Origin of the sequence: Nocardiopsis sinuspersici (genome assembly GCF_001998325.1) — a bacterium.
Taxonomy (GTDB): Bacteria; Actinomycetota; Actinomycetes; order Streptosporangiales; family Streptosporangiaceae; genus Nocardiopsis; species Nocardiopsis sinuspersici.
Genome location: NZ_MCOK01000001.1, coordinates 4,115,703 through 4,134,857, shown reverse-complemented (window position 1 = coordinate 4,134,857; position 19,155 = coordinate 4,115,703). Strand labels below are relative to the sequence as shown.

Here is a 19,155-nt window from a genome sequence, read left to right as displayed (position 1 = left end):
CCGCGTCCCCTCCACGAGGGCTCGGCGACGGCGGGGCGTGTCAGTGGTTGAATGACCACACACCGTGAGAAACGGTGTCTCTCAGCAGAGCTGGGGGAGGGGCACGTCCATGGCCGAAGGCGGCACGGTGGCGCGGCTGGTCGCGCGGACGCTGGAACGCGGACACCTCACCCGGGCCGGGGTGACCCGGATCAGTGTCCTGACGGCGGTCGGAGCCGCGGTCTGGTTCTCCCGGGCCGACACGGTCGGCGGCCTGGCGGGATCGGCGTTCCTGGGCGCGGTCCTGTTCTGCGACGCGGTCCGCGACCGCATGCGCGCCCACCGCCGCGACGCGCTCACCCTCTGGCTCACGGCGATGCTCTCGCGGCTGCGCGAGTACACGGTCCACCTCGGGCTGGCGTTCGGCGCCGTGGCCGCCGGGATCGACGGTGCGTGGGGGTGGGCGGCGGGCGCCCTCGTCGCGCTGGCCCTGCGCGACTCGCTCCTGACGGCCGGATCCGCCCCGGCGGCCCCGTGGCCGGGCCAGGAGTCGAAACGGCCCGCCCCCTCCGCCCAGAGGCGAACTGGCGGCCTCCTGAGTGATCTCGCGCCACGGCCGCCCCAGGGATCACGTGTCAGCGACCCCGTGCTGACCTCACGCCTGTTCGGCACCACCGTGGTCACGGCCTCCGAGGAAGCGAGGACGCGGTCCGCCGGGAACGGGGGAAACAGACCCGGAGGGAGCCCCGGGCACCCCGCCGCGGCCACGCCCGCGCCGGTCCGCCGCCTCCTCTCCTTCCCCCAGCCCGCGCGCTTCCTGACCGTCGCGGTCACCGCCACGCTGTGGGACGCGCGCGTCACCTTCGTCACCCTCGTCGTCGGCTGCGCCGTCGCGGTCACCGCCCGGTTCGCCGATCCGGCCGACCACGGGGCGCGCCGGTGAACGCGGGAGGCGGGGGACACGGGGAGGCGCGGTACCGGGGGGAGGTCGACCCGGTCAGCCCCGACCTGCGGATCCTCCGTGACGACAGCCGCCTCTCCCGCCTGCTCGGCGGGATCGCCCCGGGGGCCGTGCCGCCCCTGCTCTCCGCGCTCACCGGGGCCCTGGTCGTCGGAACGCTCCTCGCGGCGGACCAAGGACGGCTGGCAGGCATTACCCTGTTCGCACCGGTCGCCGCCCTGCTACTGTCCGGACTGGCCTCGGGCCATCCCCACGACGGACGGTTCGACCGGCTCGTGCCACCCGTCCTGCGCCTCACCGAGTACGGGTACCTGTCGGTCCTGGGCCTGGCGTCCGGCGTACCGGGTCCCCTGGTGTTCGTACTCTTGGTGGTGGTCGTCTGCCATCACCGCGACGAAGCGGCACGTCCCGCGGCCGGAACGGTCCGGCCGGAGAGCGTGCGCGCCGCGGCTCTGGGCTGGGACGGCCGCATGCTCGTCACAGCGGTCGGGGGTGCGTTTCACACGCTCACCCCCGTTTACGGCATACTCGCCGGATACCTGGCAGTGCTGCTCGTCCGCGAGGCCGTGCGCACCTGGAGTGCGACACCCGTGGCCGACGTGCGCGCCGGCGCCGCCCCCGGTGACGGAGGTGCCGGCCGGTCGGGTTCCGAGACCACCAGGACAGGCCACGCAGACGGAGGCCAACCGGCCGCCGGAACGAACGGGGAGGCGTGAGAGCCTTCCCGACCTAAGGAGGAACACACCCTCATGCTCGGAATGGTTCTCGCCGCAGGCGCGGGGCGCCGTCTACGCCCCTACACCGACACCCTTCCCAAGGCCCTGGTGCCCGTCGACGGCGAGACGACCATCATGGACATCTCGCTGCGCAACCTGGCGGCGGCCGGGCTCACCGACGTCGTCGTCGTGGTCGGCTACCGCGCCGAGGCGGTCGAGGAGCGCAAGGAGGCCCTGGAGGAGCGCCACGGCGTCCGCCTCACCCTCAGCTACAACGACAAGGCGGAGGAGTGGAACAACGCCTACTCCCTGTGGACCGCGCGCGAGTTCTTCTCCGAGGGCGTCCTCCTCGTCAACGGTGACACCGTCCACCCCGTGAGCGTCGAGGAAACGCTACTCGCCGCACGGGGTCCGGAACTGCTCCTCGCGGTGGACAACGTGAAAAGCCTCGCCGAAGAGGAGATGAAGGTGACCCTGGACGAGGGGGGCCACCTGCGCAGCATCACCAAGCTCATGGACCCGGCCACCGCCGCGGGCGAGTACATCGGCGCCACCCTCATCGAGGGCTCCCTCGGCTCCCGTCTCGCCGACGCCCTCAAGGCCACCTGGGAGCGCGACCCGCAGCTGTACTACGAGGACGGCTACCAGGAGCTGGTCAACCGCGGGGAGAAGGTCTCCGTGGCGCCCATCGGCAAGGTGGACTGGGTCGAGGTCGACGACCACGACGACCTGGCCAAGGCGAGGGAGATCGCATGCCGCTACTAGCCCGTATGCTCCCCTCCCCGCTGGCGATCGACGTCCGGCGGGGAGCCGTCGCCTCCCTGGGCACGGTGCTGGCCGACCGGCGGATCGCCACCGAGGGCCGCATCGCCGTGGCCGTGGGCCCCGGTCAGGGCGCGCAGATCGCCGCGGAGCTGGACCTGCCCAACAGCGAGGTCTTCCAGGTCGAGGAGGGCACCGTCGACGCCGCCACCGAGCTGGGCAAGAAGCTCCGCTCCGGCGCCTACGAGGCGGTCGCCGGGATCGGCGGCGGCAAGACCATCGACGTCACCAAGTTCGCCGCGACCATGGCGGGCATCCCCATGGTGGCCGTGGCCACGAACCTGGCGCACGACGGCATCGCCTCCCCCGTCAGCTCGCTGGAGCACGAGGGCGGCAAGCCGTCCATCGGCGTGACCATGCCCATCGCCGTGGTCATCGACGTGGACTACGTCCGTGCGGCCCCACCCCACCTGGTCCGCTCCGGGGTCGGCGACGTGATCAGCAACATCTCCGCCATCGAGGACTGGGAGCTGGCGGGCCGTGTGAACGGCGAGCCGGTGGACGGCATGGCCGTCACCTTCGCCAGGGTCGCGGCCGAGGCCGTGCTGCACCGGCCCGACTCGGTGGACTCCGACGCCTTCCTCACGGTGCTCGCCGAGGGGCTGGTGCTCTCGGGCATGGCCATGTCGGTGGCCGGGTCCAGCCGCCCGGCCAGCGGCGCGTGCCACGAGATCCTGCACGCGGTCACCCAGCTCTACCCGGGTACCAGCAACCACGGCGAGCTCGCCGGGCTGGGCGCGCTGTACGCGTCCTTCCTGCGGGTGCGGCACATGGGCTGGTCGGAGGCGCGGATGCACGAGATCCGCGACTGCCTGGTCCGCCACGGCCTGCCCATCGTGCCCTCCGACGTCGGACTCGACGACGCGGCGTTCGCGCAGGCGGTGTTCCACGCGCCGGGCACCCGTCCGGGCCGGTTCACCATCCTGGAACACCTGGAGCTCTCCAGGGACGAGATCGGACGGAGCGTCAAGGACTATGTCGAAGCCGTCGGTCGCTGAGGTCCGCGCGGGCGGGCAGCCCGTCGGCATCAAGGAGAGAACGAACGAGGAGCACTGGGCGGGCCGCCTCTACATGCGCGACCTCTCCCCGTACCTGACCACGTTCTTCGTCCGGCTCGGTGTCCCGCCCAACCCGATCACCTACCTGATGATGGCGTTCGGGGTGCTGGCCGGGGTCGTGGTCGCCTTCGGCGGCCTGTGGTCGGCGATCGTGGCGGCGCTGTTCGTGCAGGTGTACCTGCTGCTGGACTGCTCCGACGGCGAGGTGGCCCGCTACACCGGCCGTACCAGCGTGGCCGGGATCTACCTGGACCGGATCGGCCACTACGTGTCCGAGATCGCGCTCCTGATCGGGCTGGGCGTGCGCGCCCAGGGCGAGTGGGAGGCGGGCGGCTGGGTCATCCTGGGCATGGCCGCCGCGATCGGTGTCGCGCTGATCAAGGCCGAGACCGACAACGTCGTGGTGGCACGCGCCAAGGCGGGCCTGCCGGAGAAGGTCTCGGACGAGGCGATGCGTCCGCGCTCGTCCGGTCTGAGCCTGGCCCGCCGCGCGGCCTCGGCGCTCATGGTGCACCGCCTCATCCAGGCGGTGGAGCTGTCCCTGATCATCGTGGTGGCGGCCGTCGTGGACGCCCTCCTCGGCGACCTGGCGGCCACCCGGTTCCTCGTGGCGGCGTGTGCCGCCGTGGGGGCGCTGATGAGCTTCGCGCACTTCGTGAGCGTGCTCGCCTCACGCCGCCTCGAATAGCTCCCGGTGACACGGATAACGCGCCAGTGACGGTGACGTCATGTACGGGGCCGGGCAGGTTACCCTGTTCACGGCCCCGTACACCTTCTGTTTATGCTTTCGTTAGTCTGTCCCTGCGAGCGTTGGCGTGTGTCAACCTTCCCGCAACATGTCGTCCACTGAACGGTCGCAAGCATGGCCACACCCGTGACTCCGTCCTCGTCGAGCTCCGGAAACCCCGGTGCCGAGGCCTCCTCCCGTGTGCCCGGGGACGAGCGCTCCCGAGCACCCCGAGCCGAACGGAGCCACCCCCAGGTGTCCGTGCCAACCCTGTCCTGCGTCCTGCTCACGATGGGCAACCGCCCCGCGGAACTGCGCCGGGCGATCACCAGTGTGTTCGAGCAGGAGGACGCGGACGTCGAGGTCGTCGTGGTCGGCAACGGCGCGGACCTGCCGGACCTGCCCGAGGGCGTCACCCGGGTGCGCCTGCCGGAGAACGTGGGTATTCCCGAGGGGCGCAACCACGGTGTGCGGGCGACCAGGGGCGACATCATCCTGTTCCTGGACGACGACGGCTGGTACCGCTCCACGGACCTGGCCCGCCACGTGCGCGAGCGCTTCGCCGCCGACCCGTCACTGGGCGCCCTGTCCTTCCGGATCGCCGACCCCGACGGCGGCCCCGACCAGCGCCGCCACGTGCCGCGCCTGCGTGTGGGGGATCCACGCAGGTCGAGCGCGGTGACCACGTTCCTGGGCGGGGCGTGCGCGATCCGCCGCACCGCCTTCGAGGCGGGGGGCGGCCTGCCCGGCGACTTCTTCTACGCCCACGAGGAGACCGACCTCGCCTGGCGGATCATGGACGCGGGCTACTGGATCGAGTACGACGCCGAAGCGGTGATGTACCACCCGGCGGTGGCGCCGACCCGGCACGAGAACTTCTACCGGCTCAACGCCCGCAACCGGGTGTGGCTGGCCCGGCGCAACCTGCCGTGGCTCCTCGCCCTGGTCTACCTGGCGACCTGGATGGGGCTGACAGTGCTGCGCGAGCGAAGCCGGCCCGCCCTGCGCTCCTGGTTCGCGGGCTTTCGCGAGGGCTGGCGTGAGAACGCAGGTCCGCGCACCCCGATCAGTTGGGCGACGGCCTGGCGGATGGCCCGCGCCGGGCGCCCCCCGATCATCTGACCGGGGCCGCCGCACCCGGTCCCAACGGCACGGAGGGGCCGGACACCCAGGAACGGTGTCCGGCCCCTCCCCGCGTGTGCGGGGTGGACGCAGGGCACCGTCCTGCTACGGGTAAACTGTTGTCGCTTGACAACAATTGCTCTTGTCGGCATTGTTTGCGCTAGGGAGGGCCGCCCCGGTGGCGGTCGCAGTCCCGGGCAGCGGGGGGCGGAGGCCTCATACGCGAGCGCGGTACCGGGTCGCCCGTCCGGCCCGCGTGCCGGCGAACTCAGGCCGTACGGAAGTTCGGCCGCTCGGAGCCGCCGGAGCGTGTGTCGGAGCGGCCCGCCGCCTCGCTGAAGGACACGAGTCCTTCCAGGAGCATCGCCCGCTTACGCGGGGGCATGCGGGCGATGACCTCGTGGAGCTCCGCCTCCCTGCGCGCCCTGAGGTCACGCAGGAAGGAGCGGCCGCTCTCGTTCAGCCAGAGCCTCAGCTCCCGCCGGCTGTTGGGACTCGCAGTCCGACTGACGAAGCCGACCGCCTGGAGGCGGTCGCACAACCTGCTCACGGATGGAGGGGTGGAACCCAGGCGCTCGGTCACGGTCCGCAGGTTCACGCCGTCCTCCTCCTCCAGGACGAAGAGGACCTTGAGTTGCGAGGGAGAGACCGGTGAGGAGGCCACCTCCCGACCACGCCCCCAGAGCACTTCCACCAGCTCGGTGAGGGCGGAAGCGGCGCGGGCGGCCTCGGCTGTCTGTTCCTGCGATTCAGGACTCACTTCCCACTCTCACACATCACGTCTGTGAGTCGCACCCCGTCCCGGGATCGGTAAGCGGGTATCTCTACGACCATAACGGAACACCCTGTCCCATGCCCGCCGACCGTACCCGTGCTGGCGTGCGGGCACTCCCATCCGGCACAGAAAACACAGGTCGACACAGTGAACAGATCCGAGACGGTAGCGAGGGCCCTGCGCGGGGCCGCGCCCCACGGACTCCTGACGGTTCTGCGCGAGGCGCTCGCGGAGGAGTACGGGGCGGCGTCCGCCGAACTCTTCCTCGCCGACTACGGGCTCAAGGCACTCTGCCACGTCTCCGAGCCAGGGGAGTGCACCGAGGACCTCTCCGTCTTCAACAGTGTCGTGGGAAGGGTCTTCGGCTCCCAGGTGAGCTTCGTCGAAAGCGACCCCGAGTCCGCCGTCACGGCCGTCCACCTCCCGGTGAGCGCGCGCGGTGACCGGCTGGGCGTCCTCACCGTCGAGCTGAAGGAGGGCGACCTCCCCAAGGAGCTGATCGACGACCTGGCACACGCCGCCAACGCCCTCGGGCACGAGATCCTCGTGGCCGAGCGCGACACCGACCTCTACCGGTCGGTCCGCCGCAGGGACCGCCTCACCCTGGCCGCCGAGATCCAGTGGGACCTGCTGCCCGGACGCGCCTACGAGTGCCCCGAGTACAGTCTCGGTGCCCAACTCGAACCCGCCTACGCGGTACGCGGCGACAACTTCGACTGGTCCGCCGAGCCGGACCGGCTCAACCTCAGCATCACCAACGGCATGGGCGAGGGCATCAACGCCTCGCTCCTCTCCAACCTCGCGGTCAACGCGCTGCGCAACGCGCGCCGCGGGGGCCTGTCGCTCGCCGATCAGGTCGCCCTCGCCGACAAGGCCGTCTACGCCCAGCACCAGGGCGAGTGCTACCTGGACGTCCTCTCCCTCGGCCTCGACCTCGACACGGGCGCCGTGGAGGCGGTCGACGCCGGCTCGCCCCGCCTCTACGTCCTGCGGGAGGACCAGGTGAGCCTGGTCCCCTTCGAGGCGCAGCTTCCCCTGGGCATGGCCGAGGACACGGTGTACACCGTGCAGAGCTTCGGGGTCGAACCCGGCGACCGGCTGGTCTTCGTCAGCGACGGGGTGTTCGACGCCCGGGGCAACTCGGGGGAGGCCTTCGGGGACAGGGCGCTGGCCCGGGCCGTCCTGGCCACCAGGCTGCTGTCCGCGGCCTCCGTCCCCCAGGAGGTCCTGCGCCACCTGTCCACGTACCAGGACGGGCGGGAGGCGACCGACGACGCGCTCGTGGTCTGCCTCGACTGGCGGGGGCGAAAGCACCGGGAGTAGGCGGCGGGGGCTCCGTCCCACCGGCCGTGCTCCAGCCGAGGCCGTTTTCCCCACCCGCTACGGCTGGTCACGGCCGCTCGTGCCCGTCTGGTAAATAGTTGTCAGGAAGCAAGCGACGTGTGCGACGTGCCCGTCCGGTGCCACCCAGGGATGACAGGAGACGTATGACTGACGGAGCCACCAGCCCCGCGGAGGCGGGCGCCGCGGCCGTGGCGGACCTTCTCAGGCGCCACGGCGAGCAGATCGCCCAGCGGTGGGCGGACCTTCCCTTCTTCCAGACCGTGTTCACGATCACACGGGACGAGGCCGTCGAGGCCTGCCACGCGGTCGTCGACTCCCTCGCGGCCGTCGCCGAGAGCGGACGCGTCGACGACCTGGAGGCCGTCGGCTTCCGGTCCATCCGGGAGCAGATCGTCGCGATGACCGCCTCGCGCGCGAGGTCGGGCCTGTCCACGGCCCAGGTGGACCGCGAGGTCGGCGCACTCCGAGAGGCCGCGTCGGAGCTGTTGGCCGCGGACGCCTCCGCACCCGGGGCCGAGGAAGCCGCCGAGACCCGCGTTCAGCTCCTCACGCTGTTCGCGACCCTGCGGGTCCTGGTCGTCGACACCATGCTCCAGGAGAACCAGGAGATCGTCCTCCGCCAGCGCCAGCAACTGCTGGAGATGGCGACCCCGGTCATCAAGCTCTGGGACCGCCTCGTCGCGGTGCCGCTCATCGGCATGCTCGACAGCGCGCGCAGCCAGGTGGTGATGGAGAACCTCCTGGAGGCCATCGTCGAGCACAAGGCCACCATCGCCATCCTCGACATCACCGGCGTGTCGACGGTGGACTCGCTCGTCGCGCACCACCTCATGAAGACCGTCGCCTCGGCACGGCTCATGGGGGCCGAGTGCGTGATCTCCGGCATCCGCCCCGCCATCGCCCAGACCATCGTCCAGCTCGGGCTCGACCTCGGACCGGTCACCACCCGCGCCAGCCTCGCCGACGCGCTGGAGTGGGCTCTGGAGCGCCGGGAGTACAAGGAGCTGCCCTCGCGAGGAAATCCCTGAGAGCTGATTGGACAAGCACGTGACCAGCCCCTCCACCATTCCCGTCCTCGACCTCGGCGGACTGCTGCTCGTCAGCATCCAGGGTGAGCTTCCCGACGAGTCGGCCATCGCCCTCCAGGAGGACGTCACGGCCGCAGTGGCGAACACCGGTTCGCGCGGGCTCATCATCGACATCAGCACGCTCGACGTGGTCGACTCCTTCCTCGCGCGCGTCCTCGCCGAGGTCGCGGCGTCCTCACGCCTCCTCGCGGCCAGGACCGTGCTGGTCGGCATGCGCCCGTCGGTGGCCATCACCCTGGTCGAGCTGGGCCTCACCCTGCCGGGCATGGACACGGCCCGCACGGTCACCGAGGCGGCGGCCAGCTTCGGGGTCACCATCGAGCAGGCGGACCGGACGGGACGGGGCACGCCGTGAGCCAGGCCGAGCGGGAGCCGATACGCGTGCCCATCCGCAAGGACACGGACCTGACGGCGGTCCGCCAGCACGTGCGCGCCCTGGCGCAGCGGACCGGGTTCGGCCTGGTCCAGCAGACCAAGCTGGTGACCGCCGCCAGCGAACTCGCCCGCAACACGCTCCTGCACGGGGGCGGGGGAGCCGCGGAGATCAGTGTCGTCCACGGCAGTACGGGTCCGGGGCTGTCGGTGAGCTTCGTCGACTCCGGTCCGGGCATCCCGGACGTGGAACTCGCGCTGAGCGACGGCTACTCCACCGCGGGCGGGCTGGGCATGGGGCTGAGCGGCTCCAAACGCCTGGTGCAGGAGTTCGCGATCGAGAGCGTCCCCGACGGCGGGACGAGGGTCACGGTCATCTCCTGGGCCGACCCGTACTCCGCGAGGCAAGGGCTCCGATGACCAGGGTCTGGGACGTGGAGGTCGGCGACGCCACGCGTGTGCCCGAGGCGGCCCGGGCCGCGGGAGAGGCCGCGCGCGGCCTCGGCCTCGACGGGGCCAGGACGGACGCCGCGGTCCTCACCGCGTCCGAGCTGGCGACCAACATGTGCAGGTACGCCGGGGGAGGCCGCTTCGTGGCCGAGGCGGCCCAGGAGCCCTGGGGGAGGGCCCGGGCGTTGCAGATACTCACACTGGACCACGGGCCGGGCATCCCCGACGTCCCCCGGGCCATGGAGGACGGCTTCTCCACCGCCGACTCCCTGGGCACCGGGCTGGGGGCCTGTGCGCGGGCCGCCGACTTCTTCGAGCTCCAGAGCAGCCCGGGGAGGGGCACGGTCGCCGTGGCCCGGTTCGCCCGGCCCGAGGACCGCTCCCACTTCGGCGCCCAGGCCTCGACCGGCGGGGTGCACGTGCCGCTGAGCGGACACAGGCGCTCCGGGGACGCCCTGGCCTTCCGCAGCGGCGCCGGCCGCCGCACGGTCATGCTGGCGGACGGACTCGGGCACGGGGACGCCGCCGCGGAGGCCTCCACCCTGGCAACACGTTTCGTCCTGCACGGAGGGGGAGGGACCCCCGAGGCGCTGCTGAGGGGACTGCACGAGGCCCTGCGCCGTACACGGGGCGCGGCCGTCGCGATCGCCGAGATCGACGAGCCCAGGCACCGCCTCACCTTCTGCGGTGTCGGCAACGTCGGCGCACGCCTGTACCGCGGGGGGCGCTGGGAGACGCTGCTCTCCCGGCCCGGGATCGTGGGGGCCTTCGGCCTGCGCACACCGCTTCCGACCCGGTACGAGTGGTTGCCGGGGGACATGCTCGTGTTGCACAGTGACGGACTGCCCAGCCGGTGGACGCCCGCGGGCATCGAACGCCTGCGCGACCGCGACGCGGCGGTCGTCGCCGGAGCGGTGTTCCGGGACTCCGGCAGCGCCGCCCGCCTGATGCGGGACGACACCAGTATCGCGGTGGCCACGCACACCGTACGCACCGACAGGGAGGGACGATGAGGGAACCGCTGTTGGACCTCTCCTGCCACGGCATGGTCGACGTGGCGCTGGCCCGGGCGGCCATGGCCCGTGTGCTCGACCCGGAGTGCGTCCCGGGCGAAGCCGAACTGGAGTTCCTCGACGGCGCCTCCTCGCGCGCGCTGCGGGAGGTCGGTGAGACGGGAGCGGCCTCGCTGGTGGTGGAGCTGGCCGAGGACGGGCTCGCCCTGCGGGCCACGGTCCGCGACGGCTCCGGCGTGAGCCGCTGGTCCTCCACCCTCGGCCTCTCCAAGCCCCTGCCGGAGGCGGTGGAGGGTCCCGAGGCGCCGCGTTCGGACCTCGAACTGCTCTCGGCGGAGCTCCTGCGCACCTCCCAGCGGGCCGGGGCGGTGGCCGCGGTGTCGGGCGAGCGCGCACGCGACCTGGAGTGGCACCAGCAGGAACTGGAGGAGACCAACCTGGGCGTGCTCGCGCTGCACGCCGAGCTCGCCGAGGCCAGTGACGAGCAGAGGAGGCTCCTGGCGGCCGAACGGGAGGCCCGGGACGAGGTGGAGGCCTCGCGCAACAGGCTGACGTTCCTCTCCACGGCCAGCGCCGGGCTGATGACCTCCCTGAGCCAGACGGAGATCTTCTCCCGGCTCCGGGACCTCCTCGTGCCCCGGTACGCCGACTCGGTCGAGGTGTGGCTCCTCGGGGAGAACGGGGAGCTGTGCTCCGCCGACGCGCCCGGGACCGGGCCGTCCGGGGCCGAGCCGCCTGAGGAGGTGCTCCTGTCCGCGGCCCGGCGGAGGCCGGCGGACGCCGTGGCGGAGCAGGGCCGACTGGCCCTGCCGCTGCTCACGGGTACCGACCTCCTCGGCGTGATGCTGCTGCGGCGCGGGAGCGCGGTGGACCCCGACGACGGGGTCGTGCTGGTCGAGTTCTCCCACAGGGTGGCGGTGTCGCTGGACAACGCGCGCCGCTTCGAGCGCGAGCGCGACACGGCCGCCGCGCTGCAACGGGCGATGCTCACCGAACTGCCCGGCACCCCGGGGATGGAGCTGACCGCCCGCTACCTCCCGGCCACACGGGGCATGAACGTGGGCGGCGACTGGTACGACGTCTTCCCCCTGGAAGACGGCGAGTTCATCGGCGTGGTGGGAGACGTCACCGGGCACGGCGTCCACGCCGCGGTGATGATGGGCCAGTTGCGGACGGCCCTGCGCGCGTACGCCATGGAGGAGCGGAGCCCGGCCGCGCTGATGGAACGCCTGCACCGGCTCCTGGGCCGCCTCGAACCCGACCTGTTCGCGACCGCCGTCATCGTGCGCTTCCGCCCCGGGGACCCGGAGATGGTGATGGCCGGCGCGGGCCACCCGCCGCCGCTGTGGCGGGACGGCGGGGGCGGGGCCCGGGCGGTGGAGCTTCCTTCCGGCGGGATGCTGGGCCTGCCGGTGGAACCGTCCTACACCGACCACACGGTCGAGCTGCCGCCGGGTTCGGCCCTGCTGCTGTACACCGACGGCCTCGTGGAGCGGCGCGGGGAGTCCATCGACGACGGGATCGCCCGGCTGCTGGAGGGTTTCGGCGGGCCGCCCTACTGGGAGAGCGGCCCGGAGAAGGCGGCGGACGACCTGCTGGACGCGATGGTCAAGCACCAGGACTGCGACGACGACGTGTGCCTGCTGGTCTTCCTCGCCGGAGAGGCGCCGGACACGGCCGTGTGAGGACCGGAGGGGTCCTCCCTCCCGGGCGGAGGGGTCCCGCGGAGGCCGGACGCACCGGGGTCGGACGCACAGGGGGCCGGGCACCCGATGGTGCCCGGCCCCCTGTGCCTCGGGTCCCCGGCGGGCCGGGTCCCCGGTGGATCAGATCTCGGTGAAGACCTCGTCGTGCTCCAGGCGCGGCAGGCGGTCGAACCACGCGTCCGGGCCCGGCCTGCCCACGTTCATGACCACGAGCGGCCGCAGCGCGGAGTCCTCGCCGAAGAACTCCCGGCGCACCCCCTCGGCGTCGAAGCCGCTCATCGGCCCGGCGGCCAGCCCGGCGGCGCGCACGCCCACGATCAGGTAGGCGATCTGCAGGAGCGCGTTCTGGTCGGCCATGCTCCGGCGGGCCTCGACGGGCATCCCGGCGAAGTTGTCCCGGGCGTCGGGCACGACGGGGAAGGTCTTCGGGAAGTTCTCGTGGAAGTCGGAGTCCGAGGACAGGATCAGCGTCAGCGGAGCCGTCAGGGTCTTAGGGGCGTTGTTGCCCGCCATGTGCGGCACGAGGCGCTCGCGGGCCTGGCGGGACCGCACCACGGTGACACGCAGGGGCTGGTTGTTCATGGCGGTGGGCCCGTACCTGACCAGGTCGTGGATGGCACGCACCTGTTCGTCGGTCACCGGCTCGTCGGTGAAGCTGTTGGCGCTGCGGGCGTCACGGAACAGGAGGTCCTGAGCCACCTTGTCCAGAACCAGGGCGTCAGTCATGTTCTTCCTCGGTCGTGCTCGTGGTGCGGCGGGGCCGGAGTCACCGGCACGGGCGTCAACACTTGTTGCTGAGGAAGATATTTCCTGGAACCTTAGATGTGGGTTCAATCACCCACGGGCGTGCCCTGGTGCTGGTGGCCCCTCTGGAGCGGTACGACGGGGACCGGGTCGGACGCCTCGTCCACCCACGCCTCCAGCCGCTTGACGAACAGCCGGGCCTGGACGGGCCAGTGGAAGGACGTCCGCGTGATCTGGTGCCCGGTGCGCGCCAGGCTCCGGCGCAGCTCATGGTCACGGCGCAGCCGCAGCACCGCCTCCGCCGCCGCCGACGCGTCGCCGAACGGCACCACCAGGCCCGCGGGGCCCTCCGGGCGGCCGGTCACCAGGGCCTGCGCCATCGGGTTGGGCGTGGTCACCACCGGGAGGCCGTGCGCCATGTACTCCACGACCTTGGTCGGCATCGAGTGCCGGTAGTTCGGGGTGTCGTGCAGCAGGCTCAGCCCCGCCACGGCACCCGCGCAGATCCGCAGCGCCCGGTCGTTGGGCACGAACCCGTACCAGTGCAGGACGTCCTCCTGCTGGGCCCGGCGCAGCAGCGGCCGCACGCCGACGTCGGCGCCGCCGATCACCTCCAGGCGCACCCCGTGCGGGCGCAGCATGCGGCCCAGCTCCACCAGTTCGCGCGCGCCGCGCGCCTCCGACACCTGGCCCAGGTACACCACCCGGTCGTCTCCCGGTTCGCGTGCCGGCGCCTCGGGCACGTCGGTGGTGTTGGGCACCACCGGGTGCTCGCAGCGGAAGCGGGAGCGGTAGCCCTCCTCGGCCAGCAGCAGCCGCATCCGGCGCTCCGCGCGCCGCTCGAAGGAGCGCACCACCGCGCCCAGCGGGCGCCGCAGGGCCACGGGCACCCACGCCTTGGTGAGCAGGGCCGCGGCCGTGTCCTCGTGCACGTCCCACACCGTCACCGGGCGCTTGGACGGCAGGGCCAGCAGGAGTTCGGGGTCGTGGAAGAGCAGCAGGTCGGCCCCGGGAGCCTGTTCGGCGAGCACCGCACGTGCGGCGCGCAGGGAGGACAGCCGCTCACGGCCGGAGGCGCGCGGCACGTCCACCGAGCGCAGTTCCTTCCACGGGGTTACCCCGCACTCACGGAACGGCGCCACGTAGGTCACCGTGTGTCCAGCGTCCAGCAGGGCCCGGATCTGGCGGTGCAGGATCCGGGCGTCCTCAGGATGGTGCACAACCGTGGCCACAAGCGCGTGCATCGCGTTCACCTACCTGGGTCACCGTATGGGCGGTTTGTGGCGATCTATGATGATCATCCACTTCAAGAAAGCCGTATGGGTCTTCCGACACGGTATGCAGCGGGGAAGACGCGCCGAGGAAAGCCCGGTGGCCGGTCGGAGTGCAACGCGTGAACCTTCGGCCAGGGGAACGTGAACACGAAGAGGCACGCCGGTGGACACCGTGGGTGTCCGGATCGGCGTGCCCTTTCGGGACCGGTGAACCCGGTCAGATCACAGGACCTGGAGCCCCTCGCGCGAGGTGTGGCGGCGGACCTGGACGGGGACCGCCGGGGCCGGGTCGGCCTCGGGGTCGGGGCGGCGCAGCACGCCCCGGGTGTCCAGGAGCAGCCGCGCGTACTCCTCCAGGCGCTTGGGCCGGTACTCGCTGTGGTCGGTGAGCAGGATGGTCAGGTCGGCGTCGGCCAGCGCCTGGTCCAGGTCGGTGGACCGGGGCACGTCCACCCCGTCGACCTGCCACGACTCCACGTGCGGGTCGTGGTAGGTGAGGGTGGCGCCCTTGGCGGCCAGCTTGCGCGCGACCGGCCGGGCCGGGGACTCGCGCTGGTCGGCGATGTCGGCCTTGTAGGTCACGCCCAGCAGCAGCACCTTGGACCGCGACAGCGCCAGGCCGGAGTCGTTGAGCAGCTCCTGCGCCCGCTGGATGACGTAGGACGGCATCCGGCCGTTGATCTCCTGGGCCAGCTCCACGAACCGGAACGGGTATCCCAGGGTCTTGACCTTGTACGACAGGTAGTTCGGGTCGATGGGGATGCAGTGCCCGCCCACGCCCGGCCCCGGGTAGAAGGCCTGGAAGCCGAACGGCTTGGTGGCGGCCGCCGCGATGGAGTCCCACAGGTCGATGCCCAGTTCCTGGCAGAAGATGGCCATCTCGTTCACCAGCGCGATGTTGACGTGCCGGTAGGTGTTCTCCAGCAGCTTGGCCATCTCGGCCTCGCGGGTGCCGCGCGCCCGCACCACCGTGTTCACGAAGGCGGTGTAGAAGACCGCCGCGGCCTCACCGCACTCGGGGGTGAGGCCCCCGACCACCTTGGGCGTGTTGGCCACGCCGAAGGTCGGGTTGCCGGGGTCGATGCGCTCGGGCGAGAACGCCAGGTGGAAGTCGGCGCCCGCGACGAGGCCGGACTTCTCCAGCAGCGGGCGGACCACCTCGTCGGTGGTGCCGGGGTAGGTGGTGGACTCCAGGATGACCAGGGTGCCCGGCTGTAGCTGCGCGGCGATCGACGTGGCCGCCGAGGTGACCGCGCCCAGGTCCGGGCCGCCCTCGGGCGACAGCGGCGTGGGAACGCAGATCACGATGGTTCGCGCGGTGGACAGGCATGTCGGGTCCGTGGTCGCTTTGAAACCGCGGTCCAGCATCTGGCGGACGTCCTCCGAGGAGAGGTCGTCCACATGCGACACCGCGTTGTTGAGCCCGTCGACGACGTGACCGCTCACGTCGAGGCCGGTGACCTTCAGTCCCGCGGACACGGCCTCGGCCGCCAGCGGCAGGCCGACGTAGCCGAGACCGAGGACGACGAGATCGCTGACCGCGCCGGCGGACTGCTCGGAAACAGGTGCTGGGTTGGAGGCTGCGGCATCCACTTCGTGGTCACACTCGCATTCATTTCGTGAACGGGCGTAAAAGCGGGGATTGCCATTGCTCAGTGCCTTGGACATCCGAGTGTAGGCAGGCGTTGTCCCCGGTCACGGGTTCTGGCCTGGTCCGGTCATTTTTCGAATCAGAACCCGATACGCCTGGTTGTAGCGGTATGCGGCCTCGGTCCATGTGCGGTCCGCGCCGACGAGGCTGCGACCTGCACGGCCGTAGGAAGCCCGCTTTTCATGACTGTAAGCGAGTTTTGTCAGGACATCTGCTAGGCATGCCGATTCGCCCGCAGGAATTAACTCTCCTGTCACTCCCGGTTCCACGATCTCTCGCAAAGCGGGAAGATCACTGGCCACCACCGGAAGTCCGCCCGCCATGGCCTCCACGGGTTTGAGCGGGGTGACCAGACGGCACACCCTCTCGTCCCTCCGCGGAACGGCGAACACGTCCAGTGCGGCGTGGTGGGCGCGCACCCGGTCGGCGGGGACCCGGCCGGGGAAGTGCGCGGCGCCCTCCAGTCCCAGGGAGGCGGCCCGGGCGCGCAGCACGGACAGCTCGGGGCCGTCCCCCACCACCAGGGCGCGGGCCGGCTCCCCGCGCTCGCGCATCAGGGCCACCGCCTCCAACAGCACGTCCAGGCCCTCGTAGCCGAAGCAGCTCGTGGTGGTGCCCACCACGAACTCCTCGGCGCCGATGCCCAGCTCGCGGCGCACCCCGCCGCCCGGCGGCAGCGGTTCGAGGAAGGAGGCGTCCACCGCGTTGGGGACCACCAGCAGCCGCTCGCGCGCCACCCCCCGCGCCTCGATGTCGGCACGCATCGCCTCGCCCAGCGTCACCACCAGGTCGGCGGCCAGCATGCACTCGGTCTCGCTCGCGCGCTCGGCCCGGTAGAAGGCGTCGTCCACACTGCGCGAGGGGTCGCGGGACAGCCACGACTCCTCCAGGAAGCCCCGTACCTCGTACACCACCGGCAGGCCGAACCTGCGGCCCAGCTCCAGCGCCAGACGGGCGTTGTGGTGGTTGCTCGCGGCGTGCAGCACGTGCGGGCGCACCGCCTCCACCAGCTCCGACGCCATCCGCACCCCCGCCTCCAGCTCACCCGCGGGGCCGCTCGGCGCCGTCCACGGGATCAGCCTGTGGTAGGCGACACCGTCCAGGCGCACCAGCGTGCGCGGGTCCGGTACACCCTTGGTGAGCGGGTACCCCGCCCGCGTGGCCACGTGCACGTCCATCCCGGCCTCGCGCTGGGCGACCGCGATCCGGTGGGTGCGCTGGGTGTATCCGGCGTTGGTGTGCGGCAGCGCGTTGGTCACCAGGTGCAGCACCCGCAGCCCCGATCCGGGTGACGACGGATCACCGGCCACACGCCAGCGTTCACCGTCGGGAGCCTCCGGTCGCCGAGCGTTCACCGTGTCGTCGGGCCGCGTTCGGGCATCGCGGGTTAACGTGATCCCGTGACGGTCGGGCGACGTGGACGGGGACGCGGGAACAGCGCGTCCCGTGGCCAGGGCCGTCCGGTACTCCGCGGCCTCCCGGAGGGCACCCTCCGGGAGCTGTTCGACCAGCTCACGGGCGGTCTCAGCGTCTCCCGCCGCCAGGCAGGCCGCCACCAGGCGGCCCACCCGGCGGGGAGGGGCGCCGCTCGCCGCGGCGAGCACCGCCTCACGGGCGTCGCCGCGCCGGCCCTGGTCCCACAGGGCGTAGGCGCGGGCCCTGCCACCCGCACGGGAGGCCAGGGCGCGGACCGCCCGCCGCGGCGGACCGGGCGTCAGCCGCAGGGCCAGAAGCGGCAGCCGGGCCGGATCGGACCGCAGGTGTTGCCAGGCCAACGACAGGATGAACGTCACCGCCCGCGGCCAGCGGGTACGGGGACGCGGGACCTGGGATTCGGAAGCTCGGGTGTCATGCACGGTCAGTCACACAACCACGCCGACGTGACCATGTGGTGACACCACGGCGACACGGACGGGACGGCTCGGGCAAAGAACGTCGTCGGACCACACCAGCCTCGCCGGTCACGGCGGGAACATCACCCCAACAGAAGGAAACGTGAGAGTCGTGGCAACGAGCGCCCCCCTGGGGAGCCAGGACACCGGGATCGTGCACGTCGTCGGCGCGCGCCCCAACTTCGTCAAGGCCGCGCCCGTCGTCTCCGCCCTGCGCGGGCGCGGCGCCCACCAGTCGGTCGTGCACACCGGCCAGCACTACGACGACCGCATGTCCGCCGTGTTCTTCCGCGACCTGAACCTGCCCACCCCCGACGTCGACCTCGGCGTGGGATCGGGCTCCCACGCGACCCAGACCGCCGCCCTCATGGTGGGCCTGGAGAAGGAGTTCACCGCGCGCCGGCCCGGCATGGTCGTCGTCTACGGCGACGTCAACTCCACCGTCGCCGCCGCCCTGGTGGCCGCCAAGCTGGGCATCCCCGTGGCCCACGTGGAGGCGGGCCTGCGCTCCTTCGACAACACCATGCCCGAGGAGATCAACCGCAGGGTCACCGACCAGCTCAGCGACCTGTGCTTCGCCACCAGCCCGGAGGCCGTCGGCCACCTGGCCGCCGAGGGCGTCGCCTCCGACCGCGTCCACCTGGTCGGCAACCCCATGATCGACACCCTGCTGGGCAACCTCGACCGCTTCGACGCCGAGGCCCTGCGGACCCGTCTCGGCCTGCCCGAGCGCTACGTCGCCGCCACCCTGCACCGGCCCGCGAACGTGGACGACCCCGACAACGTCGCCCGCCTCACCGCGCGCCTGCACGAGATCGCCGAGCTCGCCGACGTGGTCATGCCCGTGCACCCGCGCGGCAAAGCCGCCTTCGACCGGGCCGGACTCGGCGACCACCCGCGCGTGCGCCTCCTCGAACCCCTCGGCTACCTCGACTTCGTCGCCCTCACCCGCGGCGCCGCCGCCGTGGTCACCGACTCCGGCGGTGTACAGGAGGAGACCACCATCCTGGGGATCCCCTGCCTGACCCTGCGGCCCAACACCGAACGCCCCGTCACCATCACCCACGGCACCAACCAGCTCGTCACGGAGGCCGACCTCATCCAGGCCGTCACCAAGGTCCTGCACGGGCAGACCCCCGAGCGGATCGGCGACGACGTCCCGCCCCTGTGGGACGGGCGCTCCGGTGAGCGCATCGCCTCCGTCCTCACCCAGTGGTCAAGGTGAACCCGATGACACACGAGAACCGCAGCCCCGTCCCCGCGCCCAGGCGTGCCCTGGAGGGCACCCGGGAGCGCGCCACTCCCGCCCCGGCCCCGTCGGACGGCCGTGGCACCGTCCCGATCCCCCCACAGCGGTCCAGGTAGTCCACCATGGCAAACGTCCATCAGCCCCCTCCGCCACGATGCCCGGCCAGACCCGCGACACGCCTCGCCAAGGGCATCCGTACCCGTCCGGGCACG

At 72.0% G+C, this 19,155-nt stretch carries 18 protein-coding genes; 13 read left to right on the top strand and 5 right to left on the bottom strand.

The genetic code is table 11. The features are described 5' to 3' along the window. Positions 1-109 precede the first annotated feature (109 nt). From NOSIN_RS17840 to NOSIN_RS17815, 6 genes are all read left to right on the top strand, one after another. Positions 110-922, top strand: a complete 813-nt coding sequence (locus tag NOSIN_RS17840; RefSeq protein ID WP_077691839.1) for a hypothetical protein — start codon at positions 110-112, stop codon at positions 920-922. After that, positions 919-1,656 carry a DUF5941 domain-containing protein gene (locus NOSIN_RS17835; protein WP_143832952.1) on the top strand — a complete coding sequence of 246 codons (738 nt, stop codon included), beginning with the start codon at positions 919-921 and terminating at the stop codon, positions 1,654-1,656. Before NOSIN_RS17840 ends, NOSIN_RS17835 begins: the two co-directional genes overlap by 4 nt. Before the next feature lie 33 nt (positions 1,657-1,689). Then, positions 1,690-2,421 carry a phosphocholine cytidylyltransferase family protein gene (locus NOSIN_RS17830; protein ID WP_077691838.1) on the top strand — a complete coding sequence of 244 codons (732 nt, stop codon included), beginning with the start codon at positions 1,690-1,692 and terminating at the stop codon, positions 2,419-2,421. Positions 2,422-2,426: 5 nt separating this feature from the next. Continuing rightward, positions 2,427-3,476: an iron-containing alcohol dehydrogenase family protein gene (locus tag NOSIN_RS17825; protein ID WP_077691837.1), complete on the top strand. Its 1,050-nt coding sequence runs from the start codon at positions 2,427-2,429 to the stop codon at positions 3,474-3,476. After that, positions 3,454-4,224 carry a CDP-alcohol phosphatidyltransferase family protein gene (locus tag NOSIN_RS17820; RefSeq protein ID WP_077691836.1) on the top strand — a complete coding sequence of 257 codons (771 nt, stop codon included), beginning with the start codon at positions 3,454-3,456 and terminating at the stop codon, positions 4,222-4,224. The genes NOSIN_RS17825 and NOSIN_RS17820 overlap by 23 nt, the downstream gene beginning before the upstream one ends. Positions 4,225-4,518: 294 nt before the next feature. Continuing rightward, positions 4,519-5,385 (top strand): glycosyltransferase family 2 protein, encoded by an 867-nt coding sequence (locus tag NOSIN_RS17815; RefSeq protein ID WP_077691835.1) that lies wholly within the window; start codon positions 4,519-4,521, stop codon positions 5,383-5,385. A gap of 268 nt (positions 5,386-5,653) precedes the next feature. On the opposite strand, the gene NOSIN_RS17810 is transcribed toward NOSIN_RS17815, so the two are convergent. Continuing rightward, positions 5,654-6,145, bottom strand: coding sequence for a MarR family winged helix-turn-helix transcriptional regulator (locus NOSIN_RS17810; RefSeq protein ID WP_171986604.1), 492 nt, complete (start codon positions 6,143-6,145; stop codon positions 5,654-5,656). 162 nt (positions 6,146-6,307) lie between these two features. Here NOSIN_RS17810 and NOSIN_RS17805 point away from each other — a divergent pair, with 162 nt between their 5' ends. The 6 genes from NOSIN_RS17805 to NOSIN_RS17780 all read left to right on the top strand — a co-directional run bounded on the left by NOSIN_RS17805 (position 6,308) and on the right by NOSIN_RS17780 (position 12,112). After that, positions 6,308-7,483, top strand: a complete 1,176-nt coding sequence (locus tag NOSIN_RS17805) for a PP2C family protein-serine/threonine phosphatase (RefSeq protein WP_170293628.1) — start codon at positions 6,308-6,310, stop codon at positions 7,481-7,483. A gap of 164 nt (positions 7,484-7,647) precedes the next feature. After that, complete coding sequence (locus NOSIN_RS17800) at positions 7,648-8,532, top strand: STAS domain-containing protein (protein WP_077691834.1); 885 nt, start codon at positions 7,648-7,650, stop codon at positions 8,530-8,532. 19 nt (positions 8,533-8,551) lie between these two features. After that, positions 8,552-8,947: an STAS domain-containing protein gene (locus NOSIN_RS17795; protein ID WP_077693637.1), complete on the top strand. Its 396-nt coding sequence runs from the start codon at positions 8,552-8,554 to the stop codon at positions 8,945-8,947. Continuing rightward, positions 8,944-9,384, top strand: coding sequence for an anti-sigma regulatory factor (locus tag NOSIN_RS17790; RefSeq protein WP_077691833.1), 441 nt, complete (start codon positions 8,944-8,946; stop codon positions 9,382-9,384). Before NOSIN_RS17795 ends, NOSIN_RS17790 begins: the two co-directional genes overlap by 4 nt. Further along, on the top strand, positions 9,381-10,427 hold the full coding sequence (locus NOSIN_RS17785) for a SpoIIE family protein phosphatase (protein WP_077691832.1): 1,047 nt from the start codon (positions 9,381-9,383) through the stop codon (positions 10,425-10,427). The genes NOSIN_RS17790 and NOSIN_RS17785 overlap by 4 nt, the downstream gene beginning before the upstream one ends. After that, entirely contained in the window at positions 10,424-12,112 is a 1,689-nt protein-coding gene (locus NOSIN_RS17780) for a PP2C family protein-serine/threonine phosphatase (RefSeq protein WP_077691831.1), read from the top strand. Before NOSIN_RS17785 ends, NOSIN_RS17780 begins: the two co-directional genes overlap by 4 nt. A 141-nt stretch (positions 12,113-12,253) precedes the next feature. On the opposite strand, the gene NOSIN_RS17775 is transcribed toward NOSIN_RS17780, so the two are convergent. The 4 genes from NOSIN_RS17775 to NOSIN_RS17760 form a co-directional block, all read right to left on the bottom strand. After that, positions 12,254-12,859, bottom strand: coding sequence for a malonic semialdehyde reductase (locus NOSIN_RS17775; RefSeq protein WP_077691830.1), 606 nt, complete (start codon positions 12,857-12,859; stop codon positions 12,254-12,256). A 104-nt stretch (positions 12,860-12,963) separates the two neighbouring features. Continuing rightward, positions 12,964-14,121 (bottom strand): glycosyltransferase family 4 protein, encoded by a 1,158-nt coding sequence (locus NOSIN_RS17770; RefSeq protein ID WP_077691829.1) that lies wholly within the window; start codon positions 14,119-14,121, stop codon positions 12,964-12,966. Between the two features lie 252 nt (positions 14,122-14,373). After that, the gene (locus NOSIN_RS17765) at positions 14,374-15,744 is read right to left on the bottom strand and encodes a nucleotide sugar dehydrogenase (protein ID WP_077691828.1); all 1,371 of its coding nucleotides are present in this window, start codon (positions 15,742-15,744) and stop codon (positions 14,374-14,376) included. 102 nt (positions 15,745-15,846) lie between these two features. Beyond that, positions 15,847-17,577 carry a glycosyltransferase family 4 protein gene (locus NOSIN_RS17760; RefSeq protein WP_227014669.1) on the bottom strand — a complete coding sequence of 577 codons (1,731 nt, stop codon included), beginning with the start codon at positions 17,575-17,577 and terminating at the stop codon, positions 15,847-15,849. Positions 17,578-17,806: 229 nt separating this feature from the next. Between NOSIN_RS17760 and wecB the strand changes: the two genes are divergently transcribed. After that, the gene (wecB, locus tag NOSIN_RS17755) at positions 17,807-18,919 is read left to right on the top strand and encodes a non-hydrolyzing UDP-N-acetylglucosamine 2-epimerase (protein ID WP_077691826.1); all 1,113 of its coding nucleotides are present in this window, start codon (positions 17,807-17,809) and stop codon (positions 18,917-18,919) included. The last annotated feature ends 236 nt before the right edge of the window (positions 18,920-19,155 follow it).

Bases quoted from the DNA above. Each gene is read 5' to 3' on its own strand.
- NOSIN_RS17785 (WP_077691832.1), top strand. From the start codon at position 9,381: ATGACCAGGGTCTGGGACGTGGAGGTCGGCGACGCCACGCGTGTGCCC.
- NOSIN_RS17800 (WP_077691834.1), top strand. From the start codon at position 7,648: ATGACTGACGGAGCCACCAGCCCCGCGGAGGCGGGCGCCGCGGCCGTG.
- NOSIN_RS17780 (WP_077691831.1), top strand. From the start codon at position 10,424: ATGAGGGAACCGCTGTTGGACCTCTCCTGCCACGGCATGGTCGACGTG.
- NOSIN_RS17840 (WP_077691839.1), top strand. From the start codon at position 110: ATGGCCGAAGGCGGCACGGTGGCGCGGCTGGTCGCGCGGACGCTGGAA.
- NOSIN_RS17830 (WP_077691838.1), top strand. From the start codon at position 1,690: ATGCTCGGAATGGTTCTCGCCGCAGGCGCGGGGCGCCGTCTACGCCCC.
- NOSIN_RS17820 (WP_077691836.1), top strand. From the start codon at position 3,454: ATGTCGAAGCCGTCGGTCGCTGAGGTCCGCGCGGGCGGGCAGCCCGTC.
- NOSIN_RS17770 (WP_077691829.1), bottom strand. From the start codon at position 14,121: ATGCACGCGCTTGTGGCCACGGTTGTGCACCATCCTGAGGACGCCCGG.
- NOSIN_RS17825 (WP_077691837.1), top strand. From the start codon at position 2,427: ATGCTCCCCTCCCCGCTGGCGATCGACGTCCGGCGGGGAGCCGTCGCC.
- NOSIN_RS17775 (WP_077691830.1), bottom strand. From the start codon at position 12,859: ATGACTGACGCCCTGGTTCTGGACAAGGTGGCTCAGGACCTCCTGTTC.